The following is a 24,554-nucleotide window of genomic DNA, read 5'->3' as shown; positions in this document are numbered from 1 at the left end:
TGCGGATCAGGCGTGGGTGCCGAACCGTTTTTCTATGTAGTTTTCGACGATCGTCTGGAACTCGCTGGCGATGCCCGCACCACGAAGCGTCATGGCCTTCTGGCCGTCGATAAAGATCGGTGCGGCGGGAGCCTCACCCGTCCCGGGCAGGCTGATGCCGATGTCGGCGTGCTTGCTCTCGCCGGGGCCGTTCACGATACAGCCCATCACAGCCACCTTGAGGTTCTCGACGCCTGGGTAGCGCGCACGCCACACGGGCATGGAACTGCGCAGGTAGTCGTCAATCTGCTTGGCAAGTTCCTGGAAAGTGGTGCTGGTGGTGCGGCCGCAACCCGGGCATGCCGTGACCGACGGAACAAACGCGCGCATGCCCAGCGCCTGAAGGATCTCCAGCGCAATCACCACCTCTTGCGTCCGGGCCTCGCCCGGTTGAGGCGTGAGCGAGACGCGAATGGTGTCGCCAATGCCCTGCTGCAATAGCACCGAGAGCGCGGCGGCCGAAGCCACTGCGCCCTTGGTGCCCATGCCGGCTTCGGTCAAGCCCAGGTGCAAGGCGTAGTCGCAGCGCTGCGCCAGCGCCTGGTACACGGCAATCAGATCCTGCACCCCGCTGACCTTGCAGGACAGCACGATGTTGTTGCCGTTCAGGCCAATCTCTTCAGCCCGTTTCGCAGAATCCAGCGCCGACCGGATCAGCGCCTCGTACATGACCTGGCGTGCTTCCCAGGGAACACTGCGGGCGGCGTTCTCATCCATCAAACGGGCCAGAAGATCCTGGTCCAGGCTGCCCCAGTTCACGCCGATGCGGATGGCCTTGTCGTACCTGGCCGCGATCTCCACCATCTGCGCGAACTGACGGTCGCCCTTGTCGCCACGCCCCACATTGCCGGGGTTGATGCGGTATTTGGAAAGCGCCTGGGCACACGCCGGATGATCGGTCAGCAACCGATGGCCGTTGTAGTGAAAGTCACCGATCAGTGGCACGTTCACGCCCATCCGGTCGAGCTGCTCGCGGATGTACGGCACGGCCTGCGCGGCCTCGTCGTTGTTGACGGTGATGCGGACCAGCTCGGAGCCGGCCAGCGCCAGTTCTTTCACCTGAATCGCGGTGCCTACGGCATCGGCGGTGTCGGTGTTGGTCATGGATTGCACGCGAACCGGTGCGTCGCCACCCACGGTCACCCGGTGATCACCCCACGCCACCACCCCCTGCCGGGTGCGGCGCGTGCGCGCGGCCGACACAGGGATGGGATCACACGAAGCGGTGGCTTCTCGCTGGCTGTCCATGCTTATTTCACCTCGAAGCGGGCCACGCTGTTGCGAACATGGCGGGTCACATCAAAGGGCTTGCCTCTCACGGTCACCTGCGCGGCCTCCGCACGCCCCAGAACAACGGTGTACGGCGGTGCACTGGAAAAATCGACCGAATCGCCCGCTTGCAGCACACGCTGGATCACCACACTGCCCGCGCCATTCACCACCTCGACCCACGACTCCCCCGTGGCGGAGATGGTGAGCAGCGCATTGGCGCCAGCTGCAGGAGTGGAAGGTACTGGCGCGGCCACTGCAGCAACGCTTTCCGCGGCGGCAGCAGCAGCCGGCCCCGGTGCAGCGGTGGAAGGCGCCGCAGTGGCGGAAACGGCAGGCGCCACCGCGGGTGACGACATCGGCACCGCGTCGGACGGCGCGCCAGCCGTGCCAGCGGGTGCGGGCTCCTGGCTCGGCACGGGCTCCACGGCGGCCACAGGTTCCGCCGTCTCGACCGGTGTCACCACGTTGGCAGCGCTCGCCGGCAGGGACGACGCGTCTTCCAGACGGGGCATGAAAACGATCACCAATGCGCCCAGCAGCAACACAATGGCGGCCAGCAGCGCTGGCCGGGACAACCAGCCCAGCGGATTCAGCGGCGCGGGATCGTGCGCAGGCTGAAACCGCGCATTGATGCCATTGCGAGGCCCGCCCAGCTCGGTCTTCACCCCTTGTGGTATCTGCTCCAGGATCGGTGCGGCGTCGATCTTGAGGTGTCGGCAAACGCTTGACGCCAGTGCGCGCGCGAAGGTCAGATCGGGCAACTCGCTGTAGCGCCCGGCTTCCAGCGCCTCCAGCTTGCGCACCGGGACTTTGAGCGCCGCCGCCAATGCCCCGATGTGCAGACCCGCAGCCTCGCGCGCCGCACGCAGCAAAACGGGCCTCGCATGGCCTTCGCCTGCTGACGGCGCACCTTCGTTGGCAAACACCTCACTCATCAAATGCTCTCCGTTGGTAGGACGCCCACTCCCTCGATTCGGGGTACCGGCGGCCCAGTTGCTGCGCCAGCTGTGCCATGGCCTCGGTGTTGCCCAGGCGTTGCTCGACCTTGATGCCCAGCCACAAGGTCTCGGCATTGGCCAACTCGGTGTTGTTCAAGCGCCGGATCGTGAACTGCGCCTTCGCGGTGTCGCCCCGACGGAACTGCAACGCGGCCAGGTTGTAGGCCGTGATGGGGTTGCCGGGATCGAGCTCGTATGAGCGGGCCAGGCTGCCCTCTGCCTCGGGAAACTGGGCAGCGCGCACCTGGCAGATACCTTTGGCCATCAGCGTCTTCGCCTGTCCGCCATACACGGGGCTGGCCAGCGCCTGCTGGAAGAGTTCGACCGCTTGCGGATAGCGTCCCTGCTGACACGCGAAAAGACCGTAATGGTGGAGCACGTCGGGATCACGCGGGCTGAGCAGCTGAGCGCGCTTGAAACTTTCTTCAGCCAGTCTCAGCTCATTGAGCCGGGCGTACACAAGACCACGCAGCGTGTACGCCGGCGCGTAGTTGGGATCGTTGCCCAGCGCGAGCTTGATCTCGTCCAGCGCCACCGTGGTCTGCCCTTGTTCGAAATAGCTCGATGCCAGCTCGACTCGAATGCGCGCGCGTTTTCGCGCCTCGGGCTCGTCCGACTCGGTCACCGGCTCCGTGCCGCTGGCCACGGCTGCCGCCGTGGTGGCGGGCAAACCCCTCGTCTGGGCGCAGCCCGTCAGGAAGGCCAGCCCGAACGACAGCGCCAGAACCCACAACATCCCCCGCGGCAAAGCGCTGATGCGGCGCCCCCCAAACCCGATGCGGATCGCTTGTGTCATGCCGGCCTTTCCTGTTGAACGAAACGGATGGGATGTTCGGTCACCTGACGGCGTTGCGCCAGACGCTGCGCGGCGTTGGTGCGGTCCAGCACATCGCCCGCTAGCTGACCGCAAGCGGCATCGATGTCGTCGCCGCGCGTCTTGCGCACGGTGGTGACCACGCCAGCTTCGGTGAGCACCTGCGCAAAGCGCTGCACCACCGCACGGGGCGAGCAGGTCAAGCCCGAATCGGGAAACGGGTTGAAAGGGATCAGGTTGATCTTGCACGGCACGCCGCGCTCGCCATGGCGCTGAATCAAGGCGAGCAGTTCGCGCGCATGCTCGGGCTGGTCGTTCACGCCATCGAGCATGCAGTACTCAAAGGTGATGAAGTCGCGCGGCGCAGCCGGCAGGTAGCGCAGGCAGGCATCGAGCAGTTCCGCGATGGGGTATTTGCGGTTGAGGGGCACGAGATCATCGCGCAGCGCATCGTTGGGCGCGTGCAGCGAAACCGCCAGGGCCACGGGGCAGTCCTGCGCCAGACGGTCGATCATCGGAACCACACCCGAGGTGGACACCGTCACTCGGCGACGCGACAGGCCGTAGCCGTGGTCATCCAGCATCGTGCGCAGCGCGGGTACGAGCGCGTTGTAGTTTTGCAGCGGTTCGCCCATGCCCATCATGACCACGTTGGTGATGACACGTTCAGCGCGCTTCAGATGGCACCGTAGAAAATGCTCGGCATGCCAGAGCTGGGCCAGAATTTCGCCTGTGGTGAGGTTACGCGAGAAACCCTGGTGGCCTGTCGAACAAAACCTGCACCCCACAGCGCACCCGGCTTGCGATGAGATGCACAGCGTGCCGCGGTCTTCTTCCGGAATGAACACCGTTTCGACGGCGTTGCCACCCCCCACGTCGAACAGCCATTTGATCGTGCCGTCCGCGGAGTCCTGCCGCGAGAGCACTGGCAAGTCGGTGATGGTGCAAACACCCGGCAGCTTGTCGCGCAAGCTGCGGGCCAGGTCGGTCATCTGCGCAAAGTCAGATGCCCCCTTTTGATGAATCCAGCGAAACAACTGGACAGCGCGAAAGCGCTTCTCGCCCAGCTGCTCGCAAAAGGCGGCCAAACCCTCGAGATCGAAGTCGAGCAGATTGGCCGTCATACCATGATCAACGCGAATAGACGTTGAGGCCGGCGAAGAAGAATGCCACTTCGGCGGCAGCCGTTTCAGGCGCGTCGGAGCCGTGAACCGCGTTGGCGTCGATGCTGTCAGCAAAGTCGGCGCGGATGGTGCCGGCAGCCGCCTTCTTCGGGTCGGTCGCGCCCATCAGGTCGCGGTTTTTGGCAATCGCGCCTTCGCCTTCCAGCGCCTGGATCATCACGGGGCCCGAGATCATGAAGTCGACGAGGTCCTTGAAGAAGGGGCGCTCCTTGTGCACAGCGTAGAAAGCTTCGGCCTCACCACGCGACAGATGTGCCATGCGGGCCGCCACGACCTTGAGGCCAGCAGCTTCAAAACGGGCGTAAATCTGGCCGATGACGTTCTTGGCAACGGCGTCGGGCTTGATGATCGAGAGGGTGCGTTCGATGGCCATAGAAATCCTGAAGTTATTGGGGTGAATCTGCCAAGGCCTCGGTGGCCTTACAAAGCCCACGATTCTACATTGGCTGCCCGACGAGGCATGGTGGGTTCAGTTGAGCGCTCGGTGTCAGCGGCCGCCGGACCGCCCTCCGTTGCCGCGGCGCCGCGAACCACCCGGTGGCCCGCCTCGCCCGGCCTCCTGATCGCGCCGCCGCTGCAAGGCGTCCTGCCCGATATAACCGAATGATGTCTTCATGGGATCTGGTTGCGCGCCTGCGCCGGCAGCGCCCGGACCTTTGCCGCCTCTGCCACCGCGCGGCTTGGCGCCTGACGGCGCACCCATGCCGTAGCCGCTGCTGCTGCGGCGATCTCCGAAGCCGGGGCTCTCCGCGCGGCTTCCCGGTGGCTTGCCCTGGCTGCGGCCCGCCTTGCCGTTCTGCTTGCCACGCTGGGCCGGGTGACGACCACCCGGGCGCGGCGCCCTCGGCTCGTCGGCGTCGACGAGCCCTGCGGCAGCGGTCAGTCGACCAATGTCACGGTCATCCAGCTCGAGCCACACACCCCGCTTGAGACCGCGGGGAAGCATGACCGCTCCGTAACGGATCCGGATCAAACGGCTCACGGCATGGCCCACGGCCTCGAACATGCGGCGCACTTCCCGGTTGCGGCCTTCACCGATCGTCACCCGGTACCAGCAATTGGCACCCTCACCTCCACCGTCTTCGATGGATGCGAACTGCGCCACGCCGTCGTCCAGCTTCACGCCGTCGAGCAGCCGCTGCTTCTCTTCGTTCGACAGCGCACCGAGCACACGCACAGCGTATTCACGCTGCAAGCCAAAGCGGGGATGCATCAACCGGTTGGCCAGCTCACCGGAGTTGGTCAGCAGCAGCAGCCCCTCGGTGTTCAGGTCAAGCCGACCCACCGACTGCCACTTGCCCTGCATGAGCCTGGGCAGACGACGGAATACCGTGGGGCGGTTCTGGGGGTCGTCGTGGGACACCACCTCGCCCGCGGGTTTGTGGTATGCCAGCACCCGCGGCGGCGGCGGGGTCATGCGCACGCGCACGGGCTTGCCGTTGACCTTGATCACATCGCCGAACTGAATGCGCTGCCCGATGTGCGCGGGCTCGCCATTGACGGAGATGCGTCCTTCGAGAATGAGCTGCTCCATCTCCAGGCGCGAGCCCATGCCCGCTTGCGCGAGCACCTTGTGCAGCTTGGGCGACTCCGCCTGGGGTGCGAGCACGCGCTTGACCGGCAAGGGCAGGTCTTGCTCTTGCTCTGCATCAAAGGCGCCGCTCACCACATCTTCAAAACCCAGGGCATCGGCTGCCGGCGCACCGGAGGGAACGTCGGTCACGGCAGCGGGCCCGACGGCCTCATTGGCGGACTCAATGGCTACCGAGGGCACTGAGGGCACTGAGGGCACTGGGCCAGCGGCCGACTCAGGCGTTGCGGGAGGGGTGTTCGCCGGATTCATGATCGTCCTGGGTGATGGAATCCGAGCTCTGCGGATCGGATTCGCTGGTAAGGGCTGCTGGCTGGTCGTCTGTCACAACGGTGGATGGATCTGGATCGTCGGCATCGGGTGCCTCGGCTTCGGCCGACGACACATTCGCGGAAAGTGCATCGAAGTCCAGCCGACCCAAAGCCGACTCTTGAACATTGCTGCCTTCCAGGGGAGGCAGTTGATCAAGAGAAGACAAGCCCAGATCGTCCAGAAACTGCCGCGTGGTCGCAAAGAGCGCGGGCCGGCCCACGGTTTCACGGTGCCCGATGACCTCTACCCAGCCGCGGTCTTCGAGCTGCTTGAGGATGAGCGAGTTGATCGTCACGCCGCGGATGTCCTCCATATCCCCCCGGGTCACCGGCTGGCGGTAGGCGATGATCGCAAGCGTTTCCAGCGTTGCCCGGCTGTAGCGCGGCGGCTTCTCGGGATGCAGGCGGTCGAGATAGGGACGAAGCTCGGGACGGCTTTGAAAGCGCCAGCCACTGGCGACCTGAACGAGCTCAACCCCACGCCCCGTCCATTCGAGCTGAAGATCGGCCAGCAAGATTTTCAACGTATCCGCCGAGATCTCGGCGTCAAAGAGCGTCCCGAGTTCCCGCACAGACAGCGGCTGGGGTGCGCAGATCAACGCCGTCTCGAGGACGCGCTTGGCATCCGTGGTGTTCATGGTGTCAGTCTGTCAAAAACCGGTCGTGACCGGGACGGTGCAGGGATGGGTACGGGACCCGTCGCAGTCAAACCGGCGAGGACGGTGGCATCCGTCGGCGCGTGACGCGTGTACACATTCGGCACGCCTGCCGGGCCAGGTATCGGGGGTGGTATCGGGGCCTTGACTCGAGTTCGCAAGGGCGGCTGGCTCGGCAACGCTCACCCCGGGAAATCGCCGTCAACGCTGGCTGAATTGTAGCGGAGCCCACTCTGTTCGATCGCCAGCAGCATGTCAGGCGGTGGATTCGAGCGAAACGTGAGCGTCGCACCGGTCACGGGATGTTGCAGCGTCAAACGCACCGCATGAAGCGCCTGTCGCGGCATCCCCCACACCGCACGCCCCCCGTACAGCGTGTCCCCGGCGAGCGGATGCCCAAGCCACGCCATGTGGACCCGAATCTGATGCGTGCGCCCTGTATGGAGCTTGCAGGCCACCAGGCAGGCGGAGTCTGAACCGTCGAGCAGGCGGAAGGTGGTCTGCGCGGCCTTGCCAACGCCAGTGTCCAGACGCACCACCGACATGCGAAGGCGGTTGTGCACATCCCGGCCTATCGGTTGATCGACGCCCTTCTCGGCACTGCCTTGCCAGCGACCATGGGCAAGCGCCAGGTACTGGCGACTGACCTCGCGGGCGGCAATGGCCCGAACCAGCGCCTCTGCGGCCTGACGGGACTTGCCCACCAGCATGAGGCCGGAGGTGTCCTTGTCGAGCCGATGAACAATGCCGGCGCGCGGCAAGTCGGCGGCCTGTTTGTGGTGCGCCAGAAGACCGTTGAGCAGCGTACCGGTCCAGTGCCCTGCCGCGGGATGTACGACCAGGCCGGCGGGCTTCTGGATCACCAGCAAATGAGCGTCTTCGAAGACCACATCCAGCGCCATGGGCTGTGCCACGAAGGCCTGCGCCTGCTGCGTCGGCCGCAAAGCGACAGTCAACCGATCACCAGCAGCAATCTTCGCGGCAGGCTTGCGCAAGGCCGCACCGCGTACGACGACAGCGCCGTCAGACATCAGTTGTTGCAGGTACGACCGGGAGAACTCGGGAATCAGCTTGGCCAGCGCACGATCAATGCGCCAGCCGTGCATGTCAGGCGGCACGTCAAGGACGCGCGTTTCCACGTCGGGCGCGAACTCGTCACTGATCGGGGAGCCCTCGACGTCGTCCCCTTGCATGGAACCTTCCGGCAAGTCCCCCGTCGATATAATTTCGGATGCCAAACCCATTGTCCCGTTGTAAAGGTGCGCCTGTGAAGTTGATGCCCAGATTATCGGCTGTACCCCTGAGCACGCTGGCCTGTGTGCTGGCATTGAGCGGGTGCAGCACGACGCAGAAAGACGAAACGGCAGGGTGGAGCCCCAACCGCATTTACAGCGAAGCCACCGAGGAACGCGCGGCGGGCAACTTCGAAAAGTCGGTTTCGCTGCTGGAAAAGCTGGAAGGGCGTGCAGCCGGCACTCCTCTGGCTCAGCAGGCACAGATCGACAAGGCCTTCACCCAGTACAAGGCGGGCGAACAGGCGCAGGCGCTGGCCACCCTTGACCGGTTTCAAAAACTGCACCCCGCCAGTCCGGCCATGGACTATGTGCTGTACCTCAAGGGGCTGGTGAGTTTCAACGACAACCTGGGGCTTTTCGGCGCCCTCGCCCGTCAAGACCTGTCCGAGCGCGACCAGAAGGCGGCCAAGGAATCGTTCGAGTCTTTCCGCGAACTCGTGGCGCGGTTCCCGGACTCCCGCTACAGCCCGGACGCGCGTGCGCGCATGACGTACATCGTGAACTCGCTGGCGCAGTACGAAGTGCACGTCGCTCGCTATTACTACAGTCGCGGCGCCCATGTGGCAGCCATCAACCGCGCACAGACCGCCCTCACCGACTACGTGGATGCGCCTGCGCTCGAAGAAGCGCTGTTCATCATGCTTCGGTCGTACGAGGCGCTTGGCATGACGCAACTGCGCGATGACACGCGACGCGTGATGCAGGCCAGCTACCCGCAGAGCGAATACCTGACCAAGGGCTTCAAGTCCGTGGACGAACCTTGGTGGAAGATCTGGTAAGCACCAGAGCGTCGATCGCGTCCTCCAGGTCCGCCTCGTCGTTCAGGCGACGCATGTCTGGCAGCGACTGCAGCAAGATGTTTCCGTAAGACCGGGTCAGCGCACGCCGGTCGCCCAACACCAGAATGCCGCGATCCGACTCAGAGCGGATCAAGCGACCCGCGCCCTGCTTGAGCGCCATGGCAGCCTCGGGCAGAAACACATCCCGAAACGCGCTCAAACCCAAAGCCTCTTGCTGCTCGCCGCGTGCCTGCATCAGCGGGTCATCGGGCGGCGCGAAGGGCAACTTGTCGATGACCAGCAGTTGCAGGGCATCGCCGGCCAGATCCACGCCCTCCCAGAATGACGCGGAGGCGACCAGCACGCAGGGCTCGCTCGCCGCGCGAAAGCGCGCCAGCATCGAGCGCTTGGAATGCCGCCCCTGCGCAAGCACGCGCAAGGGTCCGCATCGTCCGTGCGCCACCTCGCTCTGAAGCTGGTCGGCCAGGCGGGCAACCGCCCTGAGGGTGGTCGTCAACACCAGCGTGCGCCCGCCCAACCTCGAAGCCCAGCGAGCCACCGCAAGCGCCAGAGAGAGTGTGTGTGAGGCGTCCGCGGGATCGGGCAAGTCGCTTGGCACGTACAACGCGGCCTGTGCGGCGTGATCGAAAGGGCTGGCGACGCGCAGCGTCTTGAGCGCTGGCGAGTGCTCAAGCCCCAGGCTGCGCGTGAACCAGCTCAAGCGCTCGTCGCTCCCGAGCGTGGCCGAGGCGAACAGCCAACTGCGAGGGCCCGTCGCTGAGGCACTTGCGACCAAGGGTCGAAAAAGAAGCGAGCTGTCGGTGGGTGCGCACACAACACGCCACTGATGTGCATCGCCCCATTCGACCCAGCGAACATCCCCTGCGCGCAACGTGGCCGCGTTCAGCATGTCGCCCCACAGCGTGTGCAGGGCCTGCATGCGAGCCCGCAGGCGCTCCAGCTCAACCGACGCGGCTGCGGTGCCTGTCAGGGCTTCCCCTGCATCGGCCAAGGCACGTGACACGTCGGCCACACAGCGCTTCCAGCTGGCGGGCTCCACTCCGTCGGGTACGAGTGCCTGCCAACGCAGCCGGGCGCCAGCCACACCCGCCTGGCGTGGAACGTCAGCCAGCGCGCGCGCCGATTGCTGCAGGGTGAGTGCCAAATGCGCCCAAGGCCGCTGCCCACGCGCCCACCGGGGCCCGTGTGAGGCGAGATCGCGGGCGATCTCGCGCAACTGCGCCGAACCGAAAGAACGCCCCAGAAACCCGATGCCCGTGTCGTTCAGCCGATGCGCCTCATCGAAGACCACCAGTTCAGCCGGAGGCAGCAGGGACGCGCCATCGGACCCCTGCAACACGTGATCTGCAAAAAACACATGGTGGTTGATCACCACCCACTCCGCCTGCCATGCCTCCTGACGGGCCCGGTTCACATGACAGACCGCAAGCCGCGGGCAAGCGTCGCCCGCACAGTTGTCCAAGGTCGACGTCATGAGGGGCCGCAGCGGCGACTGTTCGTCCAGGGTATCCAGTTCAGCGAGGTCACCGCGATGTGACTGCACCGCCCAGCGCAACGCCTGGGAAAGCCCGGCCGAAATCGCCGGATCGCGAAGTCCTCGCGATGCCGGCCCGTGCAGCGACTGCTCCAGGCGATGAAGGCACACGTAGCTCGAGCGCCCCTTGAGAAGTGCGACGCGAACAGGCAAACCCAGCGCACCGGCGACCGCAGGAATGTCGCGATGAAACAGCTGGTCTTGCAGGGCCTGCGTGGCGGTCGAAATGATCGCCCGGCGGCCACTGAGCAACAGCGGGGTCAGATAGGCGAAGGTCTTTCCAACACCCGTTCCCGCTTCCACCGCCAGGCTGTCACCCGACTCGATGGCCCGGGCGAAAGCCGTTGCCATTTCGATCTGCCCGGCACGTGCACTCCACCCCTGCTGAGCACGCGCCAACGGACCGTTCGGCCCGAAAGCCGAAGCGACAGCGTCCTCCAACAGACCTGCGGTGGGTTGCGATGCGCAAGTGGTCACGCTTTCGATGATAGGTTGAGCCGTGCCCTGGTAGATGTGGATACCATTGGTCCCACTCTCCCTTCGCGCCCATCCCGCCCACATCAAACATGTCCAAAGGCTATCGCATCCAGGCCTCCACCGGCATCCACCGGGGTGACCGCGACTACCAACAAGACCAGGTCAACCTGATGGCACACCCACGCCACAGCGGTTGCCTGTTGGCGGTCTTGGCCGACGGCATGGGCGGGCGCAGCGGCGGACGCAAGGCGTCTGACCAGGTGATGCTCACTGCAAAGCAGCTGTTTGACCGGTATGACCCGGAAACCGACGATGCGGCTGCACTGCTGCGCCAGATCGTCGAGGAATCCCATCTGGTCATCAAGCTCACTGCCGTCTCCGCCGAGCAGGAGCCACACAGCACGATCGCCGCGTTTCTCATCAACCCGGCGGGCGACAGCCACTGGGTACACGCCGGTGATTCGCGGATCTACCATTTCCGGCACGGCAAGATGGTGTTTCGCACCATGGACCATTCGTACGTCCAGACCCTTGTCAACCAGGGTGAGATCAGCGAGGACGAGGCGCTGGACCACCCGCATGCCAACATCCTGATGGGTTGCCTGGGAACCGAGAATGACCCACCGGTTGATATCCACGTCGTGCCACAGCTCAAGGCGGGCGACGCGCTGATGTCGTGCAGCGATGGCATCTGGCATTACTTCACCCCGGAAGAGATCTCCAGCACCATCGCCATGCTGTCGCCTCGGGAGGCCTGCGAATTCCTGATTCAGAAGGCCCGCACCCGCGCCAAAGGCACGGGCGACAACCTGTCGCTGGCCATTGTGAAGTTCGATCCCCTGACCTGATTCAGGTCAGGCCGGTGTCCACCAACCGGTGCTCGAGCGACAGGAATTCCTGAGACTGCATCTCGGTGAGGCGCGATACCGTGCGGGGAAACTCGTGCGACATCGGACCTTCAACGTACAGGTCCTCCGGGGGCACGGCCGCCGACATCACCAGCTTGACGCGGCGGTCGTACAGCACGTCCACCAGCCAGGTGAAGCGGCGCGCCTCAGACGCCTGCCGCACCGACATCTGCGGCACGTTGGAGAGCAGCAGCGTGTGAAACTGGCTGGCAATTTCGAGGTAATCGTTCTGGGAACGCGGCCCGCCGCACAGCGTGCGGAAGTCGAACCAGATCACGCCTCCCGCGCGCCGAAGCGCGCGAATCTGGCGGGCCTCGATGTGCATCACAGGGTCCTGATCGCCCATCTCGGCCAACTCGCCAAAGGTGGTCTCCATCGCGGCGTCAGCCTGTGGACCCAGCGGGCAGTGGTACAGCTCAATGTGGTTGAGCGTGCGCTGGCGGTAATCGGTGCCGTTGTCGACGCTGAGCACTTCCAGCCGTTCCTTCAACAGCTCGATCGCCGGCAGGATGCGGTCCCGGTGCAGGCCATCGGGGTAGAGCTGGTCGGGGTGGAAGTTGGACGTGGTGACAAAGCCCACACCGGCCTTGAAGAGTGCGTCGAGCAGGCGGTGCAGGATCATGGCATCCGTCACATCCGCCACGTGAAACTCGTCGAAGCAGATCAGCTTGTAACGCTTGGCCATGCGAGCGCCAAGCTCGTCGAGCGGGTTCACGGTGCCCTGCAGCTCGCGCAGTTCGCGGTGCACCTCGCGCATGAACTCATGGAAGTGCAGCCGCGTCTTGCGACGCAGCGGCACAGCGTTGAAGAAGCAATCCATCAGAAAGCTCTTGCCCCGCCCCACGCCGCCGTACATGTATACGCCGCGGGGAATCTCCGGCTTGATGAAAAGCTTCTTCAGCGAGTTCGAACGCTTCTGCTTGTAGTCGGCCCACTCCTGCGCGCACCGCTCCAAGGCCTCGATGGCGCGTTGCTGTGCAGGATCAGTCGTGTAGCCGCGCTCTTTGAGCGCAGCTTCGTAGGTGCTGCGGACGCTCAAGATGGATGCGTCAGAAGTTCAGCGTGCGCTTGTCCACGGCCAGCGCGGCTTCCTTCGTCGCTTCAGAGAGCGACGGGTGCGCGTGGCAGATGCGCGCGATGTCCTCGGCGCTGGCCTTGAACTCCATCGCCACCACCGCCTCGGCGATCAGCTCGCTGGCCATCGGGCCCACGATGTGCACACCCAGGATTTCGTCGGAGGTCGCGTCGGCAAGGAACTTCACCATGCCGGTGGTGTCGCCCAACGCCCGCGCGCGGCCGTTGGCCAGGAAGGGGAACGTGCCCGCCTTGTATTTGACGCCATCGGCCTTGAGCTGCTGCTCGGTGCGACCCACCCAGGCGATCTCGGGGCTGGTGTAGATGACCCAGGGGATGGTGTTGAAGTTGACATGCCCATGCTGGCCAGCGATCCGCTCGGCCACCGCCACGCCCTCTTCCTCGGCTTTGTGGGCCAGCATCGGGCCACGCACCACGTCACCCACCGCCCACACGCCCTTGAGGCTCGTGCGGCAGTCAGCGTCCACCACGATGGCGCCGCGCTCGTCGAGCTGCAGGCCAACGGCCTCCGCATTCAGTCCGATCGTGTTGGGCACGCGGCCAATCGAAACGATCAGCTTGTCCGCGTCGAGCTTCTGCTCTTCACCCTTGGCGTTGGTGTAAGCCACGCTCACACCCTTCTTGCCTGTCTTGACCTCGCCGACCTTCACGCCGAGTTCGATCTTCAGGCCCTGCTTGTCAAAGGCCTTCTTGGCCTCTTTGGCGATCTGCTCGTCCACAGCGCCGAGGAACGTAGGCAGGCCTTCCAGAATGGTCACGTCCGAGCCCAGCCGGCGCCAGACAGAACCCATTTCGAGGCCAATGACGCCCGAGCCGATGAGCACCAGCTTCTTCGGGACGGCACCGATGCGCAGTGCGCCGTCGTTGGACAGCACGGTCTCTTCATCAAACGGTACGCCCGGCAGCGCGCGGGCATTGGAGCCGGTCGCGAGGATGACCTGCTGACCCGTGATCACCTCGTCTTTCGCACCCCTTACCTGGATCTCGTAGCCGGCCTCCACAGCCTTCACGAACGAGCCTCGGCCATGGAAGAAAGTGACCTTGTTCTTCTTGAACAGGTACAGGATGCCATCGTTGTTCTGCTTCACCACCGCGTCCTTGCGACCGATCATCTTCGTGATGTCGATCTTGACGTTGGTGGCGCTGATGCCGTGATCGGCAAAGTGATGGTTGGCGTGGTCGAAGTGCTCGGAGGATTGCAGCAGCGCCTTGCTGGGAATGCAGCCCACGTTGGTGCAGGTACCGCCTGGTGCGGGGCCGCCTGCGGCGTTCTTCCACTCGTCGATACAAGCGACCTTGAAGCCGAGCTGCGCCGCACGGATGGCTGCGATGTAGCCACCAGGGCCACCACCGATCACGACGACGTCAAATGCTTGAGACATGTTTTTTCCTGAGTTCAAAGGGCCAACGCCCCTGAAGGGGCGTTGGCGAAAGGGAGATCGATCAGATGTCGAAGAGGATGCGTGCCGGGTCTTCCAGCGCTTCCTTCATCGCCACCAGGCCGAGCACGGCCTCGCGTCCATCGATGATTCGGTGGTCGTACGACATGGCCAGGTAGTTCATCGGCCGGATCACGATCTGACCGTTTTCCACCACCGCGCGGTCCTTGGTCGCATGCACGCCCAGAATGGCCGACTGCGGCGGGTTGATGATGGGCGTGGACAGCATCGAGCCAAAGGTGCCGCCGTTGGAGATCGAGAACGTGCCGCCGGTGAGGTCGTCCAGACCCAGCTTGCCGTCCTTGGCCTTCTGGCCGAACTCGGCAATCTTCTTCTCGATGTCGGCAAAGCTCATCTGGTCGGCGTTGCGCAGGATCGGCACCACCAGACCGCGAGGCGAACCCACGGCAATGCCGATGTCGAAGTAGCCGTGATAGACGATGTCGTTGCCATCGACCGACGCATTGATGATCGGGTACTTCTTGAGCGCGTGTACCGCGGCCTTCACGAAGAAGCTCATGAAGCCCAGCTTGACGCCGTGTTCCTTCTCGAACTTCTCCTGGAACTTCTTGCGCATCTCCATCACCGGCGCCATGTTCACTTCGTTGAACGTGGTCAGGATGGCGTTGGTCGCCTGCGACTGGAGCAGGCGCTCGGCGACGCGGGCGCGCAGGCGCGTCATGGCCACGCGCTCTTCCGGGCGGTCACCCAGGTCAGGCGCGACCACCGGCACCTGGGGCAGCACCTTGGCGGGCGCACCGGTCGGGATGGACACAGGCGCAGCCACAGCCGCCTTGGGAGCAGCCACGGCCGACAGCACATCGCCCTTGGTCACGCGACCGTCCTTGCCGGTACCGGCCACGGAACCTGCGGCGAGGTTGTTGTCTGCCATGAGCTTGGCGGCAGCGGGCATGGCCACGCCAGCCTTGGATGACGACACGGCCGCTGCAGCAGCGGGTGCGGCCACGGGTGCCGCAGCGGCAGCAGGTGCGGGTGCCGCGACGGGCGCAGCAGCGCCGGCCACCGCGGCGGTGTCGATGCGGGCGATCAGCTGATCGGCAGCGACGGTCGCGCCGTCCGCCTGGACGAGCTCCACCAGCACGCCAGCAGCCGGCGCGGGCACTTCGAGCACGACCTTGTCGGTTTCGATCTCGATGAGGATTTCGTCGGCGGCGACGGCCTCACCGGGCTTCTTCTTCCACGTCAGCAGGGTGGCTTCGGCCACCGATTCGGACAGTTGCGGAACTTTGACTTCTACGATTGCCATGAGTGTTCTACCTGGAGTTTTTGGGTACGTCGAACGCACCGGGCTTCAGACGTCTTCGTCAGATGCCCGGTGTCCGACCATTTCACTTGGTGAGGATGAAGCCCTTGAGCTTGCCAAAAGCGGCTTCGATCAGCGTTTTCTGCTGTTCCTGGTGCAGGTGCGCATACCCCACAGCCGGCGAGGCAGAAGCCGCGCGTCCGGCATAGCCCAGTTTCTGACCGTCGAGCATGTTCTCGTGGATGTAGTGCTGCACGAAGAACCAGGCGCCCTGGTTCTGCGGCTCGTCCTGGCACCACACGATGTCCGTGGCGTTCGGGTACTTGCGGATCTCGGCACCAAACACCTTGTGCGGGAACGGGTACAGCTGCTCGACGCGCAGGATCGCGACATCGTCCGAACCGCGCTCTTCGCGCTTCTTCACCAGGTCGTAATACACCTTGCCCGAGCAGCAGATGACGCGCTTGACCTTGTCGGCCTTCTTCACGACGTCAGGGTTCTGCTCGGGAATCACGGTCTGGAAGCCGCCCTTGGTGAACTCGGACAGCGGCGAGGTCGCGTCCTTGTTGCGCAGCAGCGACTTGGGCGTGAAGATGATCAGCGGCTTGCGCAGCCCACGAATCATCTGGCGACGCAACACGTGGAAGATCTGGCTGGCCGTGGTGGGCTGCACCACCTGCATGTTGGTGTCGGCAGCCAGCTGCATGAAGCGCTCAAGGCGCGCCGAGCTGTGCTCGGGGCCCTGGCCCTCGTACCCGTGGGGCAGCATCATCGTGATGCCGTTGACACGGCCCCACTTGACTTCACCCGATGCGATGAACTGGTCGATCACGACCTGCGCGCCGTTGACGAAATCGCCGAACTGCGCTTCCCAGATGACCAGGGTGTTCGGGTCGTTCGATGCGTAGCCATATTCAAAACCGAGCACGGCCTCTTCCGACAGGATCGAGTCGATCACCACGAACGGCGCCTGGTTGTCGGCCACGTTCTGCAGCGGCACGTAGGTACCCTCGTCGTACTTTTCGCGGTTCTGGTCGTGAATGACGGCATGACGGTGCGTGAACGTACCGCGGCCGCAGTCCTCGCCCGACAGACGCACCGGGAAGCCGCTGGCCACCAGCGACGCGAAGGCCATGTGCTCGCCCATGCCCCAATCCACCGGAATGTCCCCACGGCCCATGGCGGCACGATCGGCATACACCTTCTTCACCAGCTGATGCGGCGTGACGCTGTCGGGGATCGTGGTGAGGCGCTCGGAGAGGCGCTTCCACTCAGCCATCGGAATGGCGGAGTCGGCGTTGTCCGTCCACTTCTTGCCCAGGTAAGGGCTCCAGTCGACCGCGAACTTGCTCTTGAAGTTGGTGAGCACGGGGTCCACGGTGTGGCGGCCGGCATCGAGTGCCGCGCGATACGCCTTGACCATGTCATCACCCAGCGTCTCGCCCAGGCCCTGCGCAGCGAGCTTGTCGGCGTACAGCTTGCGCGTGCCGGGGTGGGCAGCGATCTTCTTGTACATCAGCGGCTGCGTGAGGCTCGGCGTGTCCTGCTCGTTGTGGCCGAGCTTGCGGAAGCAGACGATGTCCACGACCACGTCCTTCTGGAAGGCCATGCGGAAGTCGAGAGCCAGCTTGGTGGCGAACACCACGGCCTCGGGATCGTCACCGTTCACGTGCAGCACCGGTGCCTCGATCATCTTGACGACGTCAGAGCAGTACAGCGTGGAGCGGCTGTCGCGCGGGTCGGACGTCGTGAAACCGATCTGGTTGTTGATAACGATATGCACCGTGCCACCCGTGGAATAACCACGCGTTTCGGCCAGTGCCAGCGTCTCCATCACCACGCCCTGGCCAGCGAAGGCCGCGTCGCCGTGCACCAGCACCGGCAGCACCTGCTTGCCCAACGGGTCGCCACGGCGATCCATGCGGGCACGCACGGAACCTTCCACCACGGGGTTGACGATCTCGAGGTGCGAGGGGTTGAACGCGAGCGACAAGTGCACGGGACCGCCGGGGGTCGTGACGTCGGAGCTGAAACCCTGGTGGTACTTCACGTCGCCTGCGGGCAACTCTTCGGGCGCTGTGTGGTCGAACTCGGCAAACAGGTCCTTGGGCATCTTGCCCAGGGTGTTCACCAGCACGTTCAGACGGCCGCGGTGGGCCATGCCGATCACGATCTCCTGGATGCCAATCTGGCCCGCCTGGCTGATCAGTTCGTCCATGGACGCGATGAAGCTTTCACCACCTTCGAGCGAGAAACGCTTCTGGCCGACGTACTTGGTGTGCAGGAAACGCTCGAGGCCTTCGGCCGCGGTGAGGCGATCAAGAATGTGCTTTTTCTTGTCGGCGTTGAAGGCCGGTTTGGTGCGGGTGCCCTCCAGACGCTCCTGCCACCAGCGCTTCTGGCCCTGGTCGGTGATGTACATGTACTCGGCACCGATGGAGCCGCAGTACGTCTCGCGCAGCGCGTTGAGCAGCTCGCGCAAGGACATGGTTTCCTTGCCGAAGAATGTGTTGCTGGTGTTGAACACGGTCTCCAGGTCGGCATCGGTGAAGCCGTAGAAGGAGAGTTCGAGCTCGGGGATGTGATCGCGCTCGGCGCGCTTGAGCGGATCGAGATCGGCCCAGCGGGCGCCGACGTTGCGGTATGCGGCGATCAGCTGCTGGACGGCAACGCGTTTGCGGCCCAACTCGGAATCAGCACCGGTGGCCACGACGACCTTGGTGCCACCCTGCTTGGCACGCTCGGCAAACGCATTGATGACGGGAAGGTGGGGAACGTCTCGCGCGTCGGTGCCATCACCGGCTGGGACGTTTTGCAGCGCGTCGAAGTAACCACGCCAGTTGTCGGGAACGCTGCCTGGATTCTCCAGATAGTTTTCGTACATCTCTTCCACATACGGCGCATTGCCGCCGAAGAGGTACGAGTTGCCCTTGTAGGCAACATAGACGTTGCCCGCGTTCGATTGGGAATCGCTCATAAATCCGCTGACCTCCGTTTCCCTTGGGGAAACATAAGCTGGTTAAGAAAACCTTCCGCGGCACGGCTGGACCGTTAGGCGGATGCGACAGTGACTGTGGAAGGACCTGACTGCAGCCCGCGATTGTGCCACCGCAAGGCTTGACGTACGTAAAAAGATGCAAGCGCAGCGGTGGAAATCACGAAGCGACGCGCGGTGACAGCCGCTGCGACGCGGGCACCGAGCTGGGTTCGTCCATTTCGATGGCGATTTGCGTGCACACCGTGCGACACAGGGTGACCGCCTTTTCACTCTGAACCCGGTAGATCACCTGCGTGCCGTCCTTGCGTTTGGCCAACACGCCGGCGCGGTAAAGCAGGTTCAGATGTTGCGAGAGGTTGGGTTGCGTGGTGTCGATTTCCTGCAACAGTTGCGACACCGACTTTTCCTTGTCGCACAGGGCGCTGAGGATGCGCAGCCGCATGGGGGTGGCGAGCACGCCGAAAAGTTCGGCCGCGAGTTCGAACACGCGGACTTTTTCAACTTGGCCTTCGGACGCGATCATCTGTTCCATGGCGGGGCGTTGCTCGTGTGAATATAAGCATGAATCATACTTACAAAAGCCCCGCGCCACCACGCGGTTTTCGGCGCCTAGCGTCCGACGGTGGGCACCGTCAGGCCAGCAAATCCTTGATCTGCTGCAGGGCCGCCGGGTCGTCCATGGTGGTCAGGTCTCCGGGGTCGCGCCCTTCGCACACGGCCTGGATGGCGCGGCGCAGGAGTTTGCCGCTGCGGGTCTTGGGCAACACACTCACAAAGCGGACGCGGGCGGGACGCGCGACCGCGCCGAGCTGTTCGTCCACCCGCTTCATGATCTCGCCCTCGAGCTTCAGTTTGGCAGCGTCATCTCCAAGGGCCGACGTGTCCTTGGCCACGACAAAGGCCATTGCCACCTGCCCCTTGAGTGGGTCCGCCACCCCCACCACCGCCACTTCGGCCACGTTGCTGTGGCTGGAGATGCTCTCCTCGATCTCGCGCGTGCCGAGCCGGTGGCCCGCGACATTGATGACGTCGTCGGTGCGCCCCAGGATGTAGAAATAGCCGTCCTTGTCGCGAATGCCCCAGTCGAACGTGCTGTAGACCAGTTTGCCGGGGATGCTCTTCCAGTAGGTGTTGACGAAGCGCGCATCGTCGCGCCATACGGTCTGCATGAAGCCGGGAGGCGTCGGACCCTCAATCACCACAACGCCCTTTTCATCCGCCCCGGTGAGCTCTTCACCGGTCGACTCGTGCAGCAGCTTGACGTTGTAGCCATACATGGGCACGCCCGGACTGCCGAACTTGCTGGCCTTCTTCTCGACGCCGTTGGCCACCGTGAGGATCGGCCAGCCGCTTTCGGTCTGCCAGTAGTTGTCGATGATGGGAACACCCAGGCCTTCGCTGATCCAGCGCGCAGTGGGCTCGTCCAGCGGCTCACCCGCCAGAAACAGGGCCTTGAGGCTGGAGAGGTCGTACTGCTTCAGGTACGCCGGGTCCTGCTTCTTGAGCACACGCACGGCCGTGGGGGCGCTGAACATGACCGTGACCTTGTACTTCTCGACCAGTCGCCACCAGATCCCACCGTCAGGCCGGATAGGCAGGCCTTCATACAGGATGGTTGCCATGCCCGCGATGAGCGGACCGTAGACGATATAACTGTGGCCCACGACCCAACCGATGTCGCTGGTGGAGAAGTAGGTTTCGCCCGGCTCGCCCATGAAGATGTGCTTCATGCTCGCAGCCAACGCCACCAGATAACCGCCCGTGTCCCGCTGAACGCCCTTGGGCTTGCCCGTGGTGCCACTGGTGTAGATGGTGTAACTGATGTCCGATGACGCCATCCACTCGCAGGGCACCTGGGCGTTGAGCTGTCGCTCGCGAAGTGCCGCGTAGTCGTGGTCTCGTCCTGGCACCAGATTCATTGCCGCGAGACCGCGGTTCACCAGAATCACCGAGGCGGGCTTGTGGCTGGAGAGATGAATCGCCTCGTCGAGCAACGGCTTGTACTCCACCACCTTGCCCCCACGCGAACCTGCGTCGGCACTGACGATGAGCACAGGCGACGCATCTTCAATGCGGTTGGCCAGCGAGTGGCTCGCAAAGCCGCCGAACACCACGGAGTGAATGGCGCCAATCCGCGCACAGGCCAGCATGGCGAAGGTCGCCTCGGGGATCATGGGCATGTAGATCAACACGCGGTCGCCCTTCTTCACCCCCTGCCCCAGCAACACGGCTGCCATGCGCTGCACCTCGGCATGCAACTCCCGAAAGCTGTAGGTCCGCTCGGTGTCGGTTTCGGTGGACACGTAAATCAGCGCGTTCTGGTCGGCGCGGTCCTTCAGGTGACGATCAACCGCGTTGTGGCAGAGGTTCGTCTGGCCGCCCTCGAACCAGTGGGCGAACGGTGGGTTGTCGTTGTTGCAGACGCGGTCAAAGGGCTTGTTCCATTCCACCAACCCGGCCTGCTCGGCCCAGAAGGCCTCCCGGTCCTCGATGGAGCGGCGGTAGAACTCGGCGTAGCCCTGTGATCTGCTCATGAATGTCTCCTGCGGGTAACGTGGCGCGGGGTGCGCTCAAACTGAATTCATAATTATTCAGAGCCGGCTTGCTGGCCGCTGACACGGCGCGACACGCTGGTCGCGCCCATCCGGTTTATTTGATCATGGCCTGAACGTCGCGAAAAGCCGGGTGGTCTGCGGTGCGCAGCCATTCGAAGGCGACCATTTCCGTCGTCACCAGCTCCGCGCCTGCGCCAGCCAGCCTGTCGAACGCGGCATCGCGGTTGCGCTCGGTGCGCGAACTGCAGGCGTCCGTGACGACCCAGACATCAAACTCCTGCTCGATCAGCTCCAGAGCGGTCTGCAACAAGCACACGTGCGCCTCACAGCCGGCCAGCACCACCGTTTGCCGTTCGCTGGCCGGCGCTGCGGCCGGCTTTTGCAAATGTTTCGGCAAGCTGCGGGCATTGCCTCCACCGCCCGAGCGTGCGGGCGGACGCAGCCAGTCGGCCAGACCGTCTGAGACGGCGCTGAAATGCATTTTGGGCAGCGTCTTCTGGCAAAGCTCTCTCAGTTCAGGCGCGTTGGGGCCCAGCTTTTCGGGGTTCTGCTCGGTGCCCCAGGTCGGCACGCGCAACGCGTGCGCCATGCGCGCCAGGCGCACCGCGTTCGCCAGCACCTGTGGCCCTTCAAAAATGGCCGGCATCAGGCGGGCTTGGTAATCCACCAGCACCAGTTGGGAGTCGGAGGCGTCCAGCAGCATGGTCATTCTTTCAATTCAAGGCGTGGGCAAAAGCAGGATTCTGGCAGGCCATGAGGGCATCCCTTTGCCCGCGCCTCAGCCTCCGAACAGATCGGGTTGATCCAGCGCCCGCGCAGAGGTGTCCCCTCCGGGCGCGGTTCGCGCCACGAGATGATCCACATACGCCTGAAAGAGCGCCTCGGGCGATTGCCCGAACATGCGGATACGCCCTGTGTGCTGCAGCAGCAGCAAGCCCACGCCGTGCGCAAACAGGGCTGTGTTCTCGCGCAGGGCCGCCTCGGCAGACTGGCCCATGGCCTGCAACGCCTGCTCGCAAGGGCGCAGCGCGTCATGAAGGCGGCCATTCAGCTGCTGGTTCAACTCGCTGGTGAGCCCGCGCGGGGCCAGGCCCTGCACCAGGTAGAAGCCCAGGTCCAGGTCGCGGGGGTTGCGGGCGTAGAAGTCAAACCACGCCCGGGCCTTGACCGCCAAGGTGAGCGCTGCCCCAGGGCGTGGCGGCTTGGCGTTGGACACCGTGTGATTCAAGCGCTCCAGCGACTCGGCCAGCAAGGCCGCGTAGATCGCCTCTTTGCTGTCGAAATAGCTGTAGATCGCCCCGGGCGTGTAACCGGCCCGCTTGGCAATCTCGCGAATGCTCGCGCCCTCGACCCCCTTCTCGGCAAATACGCTGCGCGCCGCCTCCAGCACCAGGGCACGCCGCGAGTCGGACATGGCGGCCTGACGCTGCTGTCGCTGGTGCCTTTGAACCCGTGCCGCTTCGGTCTGCGCCGCTGAAGGTACTGGCGTGAGCTCATGCAAAAGAACGTTCATGGGCACAGTTTATCGCTGGCATTGCACATCCGATCTTCAAATTTGAACAATTGCATAAAACATTGAACAGTGTTTAAATTTAAAAACAAGAACGAATTCATTCAACAGCCATTCCATTTGCTGAAGAGGAGACAAGCATATGAACAGTTCGGCCAGCGCCGCGATGATGATGAGTGGCCAGGACTTTCGGGAGTCCTTGCGCAGACTCAAACCCCACGTGTTCGTCGATGGCCGTGTGGTCACCAGCGTGGCCGACGACCCTGCCTTGCAGCCGGGCATCAACGCCATCGCCCTCACCTATGACCTCGCACTGCAACCCCGGTATGCGCCATTGATGACGGCGGTGCAATCCACCAGCGGCCGCACCGTCAACCGACTGACCCACATCAACACCAGCAGCGGTGATTTGCTGAACAAGCTGGAGGCGGTGCGCCTCGTGTGCCAGGAAACCGGCTGTGCCCAGCGCTACCTCACCCACGACGCGCTCAACGCGATCGGCCAGGTCTCGGCGCGCATCGATGACGCTCGCGGTACCACCGAAAACACCGCGCGTTTCCTGAACTACCTGCACCGCGTGCAAGACCAGGACCTCACGCTGGGCATCGCCATGACCGACGCCAAGGGCGACCGCAGCCGCCGCCCGCACGAGCAGGCCAACGTCGACAGCTACGTTCATGTGGTGGAGCGCAACGCCAAAGGCATCGTCATCAGCGGCACCAAGGCCATCGTCACCGGCGCGCCCTACGTCCATGAATTGCTGGTCATGCCCTGTCGCAACATGGGCCGTGAGGACGCCGACTTCGCCGTGTGCTGCGCGGTCCCGGTCGATGCGCCAGGCCTGACCATCGTGGCCCGCCCGGCCGGCCGGCCCGGCGACAAGGTGGAACATGGCGAGGCCTTGTTCAGCCGCCGGTACGGGCAAAGCACAGGCGTGTGCATCTTCGACCGCGTGCTCGTTCCATGGGAGCGCGTGTTCTACGCCGGCGAATGGGAGCACACCGGTCACCTCACGTACAGCTACGCCACCCACCACCGCCACACCTGCATCGGCGCGCGCGCGGGATTCGGCGACCTGCTGATCGGCGCCGGGGCCTTGATGTGCGAGGCCAATGGCTTTGACCCTGGCAAGGAAAGCCACCTGCGCGAGCAGATGGTGGAGCTCATCACCATCACCGAGGGCTTCTACGCGTGCGGCGTGGCCGCCAGTGTCTACGGCAAGGCCGACGAGCACAGCCACACCTACATGCCCGATCCGGTGTTCTCCAACATCGGCAAGCTGCTGCTGGCCACCCAAATCTACGACATGCACCGCATCGCCCACTACGTCAGCGGCGGCCTGATCGTCACCTTGCCGGGCCCGGATGAAGACCACAACCCGCACACAGGCGCACAGCTTTCGGAGGTGCTGCGGGCCAACCCGGATGTGCCCTACGAGCAGCGCATCCAGACCGCGCGCTTTCTGGAAGACCTGACGGCGGGCTACCAGGGGGGCTGGTACAGCGTGATCAGCCTGCACGGCGGTGGGTCTCCGGCGGCCATGAAGCAGGAAATCTGGCGCCACTACCCGGTGGGCAACAAGGTGGAACTGGTGGAGCGCCTGCTGGAACGCGGCGTGGCAGCCGACGGCAGCGCCACCGCAGCGCCGCACGATCCCGCACGCGCCATCACCCGGAACCGGCAACCCGGCAAGTGCTGCGACACCGGATGCACAACGCCGGGACAGCCCGTGATGATCGATCTTCCGTCGGTCACGGGCACCCTTCCGTCGAAAAGGCCGCTCGACGTCGGCAGGCCACTCTGAAAGTTGTTGT

20 protein-coding genes are annotated in these 24,554 nt (G+C 64.2%); 3 read left to right on the top strand and 17 right to left on the bottom strand.

The window, feature by feature from the left end; translation table 11 throughout:
- Positions 1 to 6: 6 nt before the first annotated feature.
- The 8 genes from ispG to KXJ60_RS11550 all read right to left on the bottom strand — a co-directional run bounded on the left by ispG (position 7) and on the right by KXJ60_RS11550 (position 8,058).
- The gene (ispG, locus tag KXJ60_RS11585) at positions 7 to 1,287 is read right to left on the bottom strand and encodes a flavodoxin-dependent (E)-4-hydroxy-3-methylbut-2-enyl-diphosphate synthase (protein ID WP_291127376.1); all 1,281 of its coding nucleotides are present in this window, start codon (positions 1,285 to 1,287) and stop codon (positions 7 to 9) included.
- Positions 1,288 to 1,289: 2 nt separating this feature from the next.
- Positions 1,290 to 2,246, bottom strand: coding sequence for a RodZ domain-containing protein (locus KXJ60_RS11580; RefSeq protein WP_291127373.1), 957 nt, complete (start codon positions 2,244 to 2,246; stop codon positions 1,290 to 1,292).
- A complete protein-coding gene (pilW, locus tag KXJ60_RS11575; RefSeq protein ID WP_291127370.1) occupies positions 2,239 to 3,105 on the bottom strand; it encodes a type IV pilus biogenesis/stability protein PilW in 867 nt (288 codons plus the stop codon). The genes KXJ60_RS11580 and pilW overlap by 8 nt, the downstream gene beginning before the upstream one ends.
- A complete protein-coding gene (gene rlmN / locus KXJ60_RS11570) occupies positions 3,102 to 4,247 on the bottom strand; it encodes a 23S rRNA (adenine(2503)-C(2))-methyltransferase RlmN (protein WP_291127367.1) in 1,146 nt (381 codons plus the stop codon). The genes pilW and rlmN overlap by 4 nt, the downstream gene beginning before the upstream one ends.
- 7 nt (positions 4,248 to 4,254) lie before the next feature.
- Positions 4,255 to 4,680, bottom strand: coding sequence for a nucleoside-diphosphate kinase (gene ndk, locus KXJ60_RS11565; RefSeq protein ID WP_159593822.1), 426 nt, complete (start codon positions 4,678 to 4,680; stop codon positions 4,255 to 4,257).
- 114 nt (positions 4,681 to 4,794) lie between these two features.
- On the bottom strand, positions 4,795 to 6,150 hold the full coding sequence (locus KXJ60_RS11560; protein ID WP_291127359.1) for a pseudouridine synthase: 1,356 nt from the start codon (positions 6,148 to 6,150) through the stop codon (positions 4,795 to 4,797).
- Positions 6,116 to 6,847, bottom strand: a complete 732-nt coding sequence (scpB, locus tag KXJ60_RS11555) for an SMC-Scp complex subunit ScpB (RefSeq protein ID WP_291127358.1) — start codon at positions 6,845 to 6,847, stop codon at positions 6,116 to 6,118. Before scpB ends, KXJ60_RS11560 begins: the two co-directional genes overlap by 35 nt.
- A 200-nt stretch (positions 6,848 to 7,047) precedes the next feature.
- Entirely contained in the window at positions 7,048 to 8,058 is a 1,011-nt protein-coding gene (locus KXJ60_RS11550; RefSeq protein ID WP_291127356.1) for an RluA family pseudouridine synthase, read from the bottom strand.
- Between the two features lie 83 nt (positions 8,059 to 8,141).
- Between KXJ60_RS11550 and KXJ60_RS11545 the strand changes: the two genes are divergently transcribed.
- Complete coding sequence (locus tag KXJ60_RS11545; protein ID WP_291127354.1) at positions 8,142 to 8,939, top strand: outer membrane protein assembly factor BamD; 798 nt, start codon at positions 8,142 to 8,144, stop codon at positions 8,937 to 8,939.
- Here KXJ60_RS11545 and KXJ60_RS11540 read toward each other — a convergent pair.
- Positions 8,902 to 10,845, bottom strand: a complete 1,944-nt coding sequence (locus tag KXJ60_RS11540; RefSeq protein WP_291127351.1) for an ATP-dependent DNA helicase — start codon at positions 10,843 to 10,845, stop codon at positions 8,902 to 8,904. The two genes, KXJ60_RS11545 and KXJ60_RS11540, sit on opposite strands and share 38 nt — an antisense overlap.
- A 215-nt stretch (positions 10,846 to 11,060) precedes the next feature.
- Here KXJ60_RS11540 and KXJ60_RS11535 point away from each other — a divergent pair, with 215 nt between their 5' ends.
- On the top strand, positions 11,061 to 11,819 hold the full coding sequence (locus KXJ60_RS11535; RefSeq protein ID WP_291127348.1) for a protein phosphatase 2C domain-containing protein: 759 nt from the start codon (positions 11,061 to 11,063) through the stop codon (positions 11,817 to 11,819).
- A gap of 1 nt (position 11,820) precedes the next feature.
- On the opposite strand, the gene zapE is transcribed toward KXJ60_RS11535, so the two are convergent.
- The 8 genes from zapE to KXJ60_RS11495 all read right to left on the bottom strand — a co-directional run bounded on the left by zapE (position 11,821) and on the right by KXJ60_RS11495 (position 22,743).
- Entirely contained in the window at positions 11,821 to 12,918 is a 1,098-nt protein-coding gene (zapE, locus tag KXJ60_RS11530) for a cell division protein ZapE (protein WP_291127345.1), read from the bottom strand.
- A 10-nt stretch (positions 12,919 to 12,928) separates the two neighbouring features.
- Positions 12,929 to 14,356 carry a dihydrolipoyl dehydrogenase gene (gene lpdA / locus KXJ60_RS11525; RefSeq protein WP_291127343.1) on the bottom strand — a complete coding sequence of 476 codons (1,428 nt, stop codon included), beginning with the start codon at positions 14,354 to 14,356 and terminating at the stop codon, positions 12,929 to 12,931.
- A 61-nt stretch (positions 14,357 to 14,417) separates the two neighbouring features.
- Positions 14,418 to 15,680, bottom strand: a complete 1,263-nt coding sequence (odhB, locus tag KXJ60_RS11520) for a 2-oxoglutarate dehydrogenase complex dihydrolipoyllysine-residue succinyltransferase (RefSeq protein WP_291127340.1) — start codon at positions 15,678 to 15,680, stop codon at positions 14,418 to 14,420.
- Between the two features lie 82 nt (positions 15,681 to 15,762).
- Entirely contained in the window at positions 15,763 to 18,654 is a 2,892-nt protein-coding gene (locus KXJ60_RS11515; RefSeq protein WP_291127337.1) for a 2-oxoglutarate dehydrogenase E1 component, read from the bottom strand.
- 178 nt (positions 18,655 to 18,832) lie between these two features.
- The gene (locus KXJ60_RS11510) at positions 18,833 to 19,207 is read right to left on the bottom strand and encodes a metalloregulator ArsR/SmtB family transcription factor (RefSeq protein ID WP_291127334.1); all 375 of its coding nucleotides are present in this window, start codon (positions 19,205 to 19,207) and stop codon (positions 18,833 to 18,835) included.
- Positions 19,208 to 19,307: 100 nt separating this feature from the next.
- Positions 19,308 to 21,209 (bottom strand): propionate--CoA ligase, encoded by a 1,902-nt coding sequence (locus tag KXJ60_RS11505; protein WP_291127331.1) that lies wholly within the window; start codon positions 21,207 to 21,209, stop codon positions 19,308 to 19,310.
- A 115-nt stretch (positions 21,210 to 21,324) separates the two neighbouring features.
- Positions 21,325 to 21,933, bottom strand: a complete 609-nt coding sequence (locus tag KXJ60_RS11500; protein ID WP_291127501.1) for an isochorismatase family protein — start codon at positions 21,931 to 21,933, stop codon at positions 21,325 to 21,327.
- Positions 21,934 to 22,008: 75 nt separating this feature from the next.
- The gene (locus KXJ60_RS11495) at positions 22,009 to 22,743 is read right to left on the bottom strand and encodes a TetR/AcrR family transcriptional regulator (RefSeq protein WP_291127329.1); all 735 of its coding nucleotides are present in this window, start codon (positions 22,741 to 22,743) and stop codon (positions 22,009 to 22,011) included.
- 139 nt (positions 22,744 to 22,882) lie between these two features.
- Between KXJ60_RS11495 and KXJ60_RS11490 the strand changes: the two genes are divergently transcribed.
- Positions 22,883 to 24,544 carry a 4-hydroxyphenylacetate 3-hydroxylase N-terminal domain-containing protein gene (locus tag KXJ60_RS11490; RefSeq protein WP_291127326.1) on the top strand — a complete coding sequence of 554 codons (1,662 nt, stop codon included), beginning with the start codon at positions 22,883 to 22,885 and terminating at the stop codon, positions 24,542 to 24,544.
- Positions 24,545 to 24,554 lie beyond the last annotated feature (10 nt).

This window comes from Hydrogenophaga sp., assembly GCF_019264445.1.
Classification (GTDB): domain Bacteria; phylum Pseudomonadota; class Gammaproteobacteria; order Burkholderiales; family Burkholderiaceae_C; genus Hydrogenophaga.
This window is presented reverse-complemented; position numbering and strand designations above follow the sequence as displayed.

Bases quoted from the DNA above. Each gene is read 5' to 3' on its own strand.
- KXJ60_RS11535 (WP_291127348.1), top strand. From the start codon at position 11,061: ATGTCCAAAGGCTATCGCATCCAGGCCTCCACCGGCATCCACCGGGGT.
- KXJ60_RS11510 (WP_291127334.1), bottom strand. From the start codon at position 19,207: ATGGAACAGATGATCGCGTCCGAAGGCCAAGTTGAAAAAGTCCGCGTG.
- KXJ60_RS11560 (WP_291127359.1), bottom strand. From the start codon at position 6,150: ATGAATCCGGCGAACACCCCTCCCGCAACGCCTGAGTCGGCCGCTGGC.
- KXJ60_RS11495 (WP_291127329.1), bottom strand. From the start codon at position 22,743: ATGAACGTTCTTTTGCATGAGCTCACGCCAGTACCTTCAGCGGCGCAG.
- KXJ60_RS11580 (WP_291127373.1), bottom strand. From the start codon at position 2,246: ATGAGTGAGGTGTTTGCCAACGAAGGTGCGCCGTCAGCAGGCGAAGGC.
- KXJ60_RS11545 (WP_291127354.1), top strand. From the start codon at position 8,142: ATGCCCAGATTATCGGCTGTACCCCTGAGCACGCTGGCCTGTGTGCTG.
- KXJ60_RS11550 (WP_291127356.1), bottom strand. From the start codon at position 8,058: ATGCAAGGGGACGACGTCGAGGGCTCCCCGATCAGTGACGAGTTCGCG.
- ndk (WP_159593822.1), bottom strand. From the start codon at position 4,680: ATGGCCATCGAACGCACCCTCTCGATCATCAAGCCCGACGCCGTTGCC.
- KXJ60_RS11515 (WP_291127337.1), bottom strand. From the start codon at position 18,654: ATGAGCGATTCCCAATCGAACGCGGGCAACGTCTATGTTGCCTACAAG.
- KXJ60_RS11540 (WP_291127351.1), bottom strand. From the start codon at position 10,845: ATGGCAACGGCTTTCGCCCGGGCCATCGAGTCGGGTGACAGCCTGGCG.
- scpB (WP_291127358.1), bottom strand. From the start codon at position 6,847: ATGAACACCACGGATGCCAAGCGCGTCCTCGAGACGGCGTTGATCTGC.
- lpdA (WP_291127343.1), bottom strand. From the start codon at position 14,356: ATGTCTCAAGCATTTGACGTCGTCGTGATCGGTGGTGGCCCTGGTGGC.
- ispG (WP_291127376.1), bottom strand. From the start codon at position 1,287: ATGGACAGCCAGCGAGAAGCCACCGCTTCGTGTGATCCCATCCCTGTG.
- KXJ60_RS11505 (WP_291127331.1), bottom strand. From the start codon at position 21,209: ATGAGCAGATCACAGGGCTACGCCGAGTTCTACCGCCGCTCCATCGAG.
- odhB (WP_291127340.1), bottom strand. From the start codon at position 15,680: ATGGCAATCGTAGAAGTCAAAGTTCCGCAACTGTCCGAATCGGTGGCC.
- KXJ60_RS11490 (WP_291127326.1), top strand. From the start codon at position 22,883: ATGAACAGTTCGGCCAGCGCCGCGATGATGATGAGTGGCCAGGACTTT.
- pilW (WP_291127370.1), bottom strand. From the start codon at position 3,105: ATGACACAAGCGATCCGCATCGGGTTTGGGGGGCGCCGCATCAGCGCT.
- KXJ60_RS11500 (WP_291127501.1), bottom strand. From the start codon at position 21,933: ATGCTGCTGGACGCCTCCGACTCCCAACTGGTGCTGGTGGATTACCAA.
- rlmN (WP_291127367.1), bottom strand. From the start codon at position 4,247: ATGACGGCCAATCTGCTCGACTTCGATCTCGAGGGTTTGGCCGCCTTT.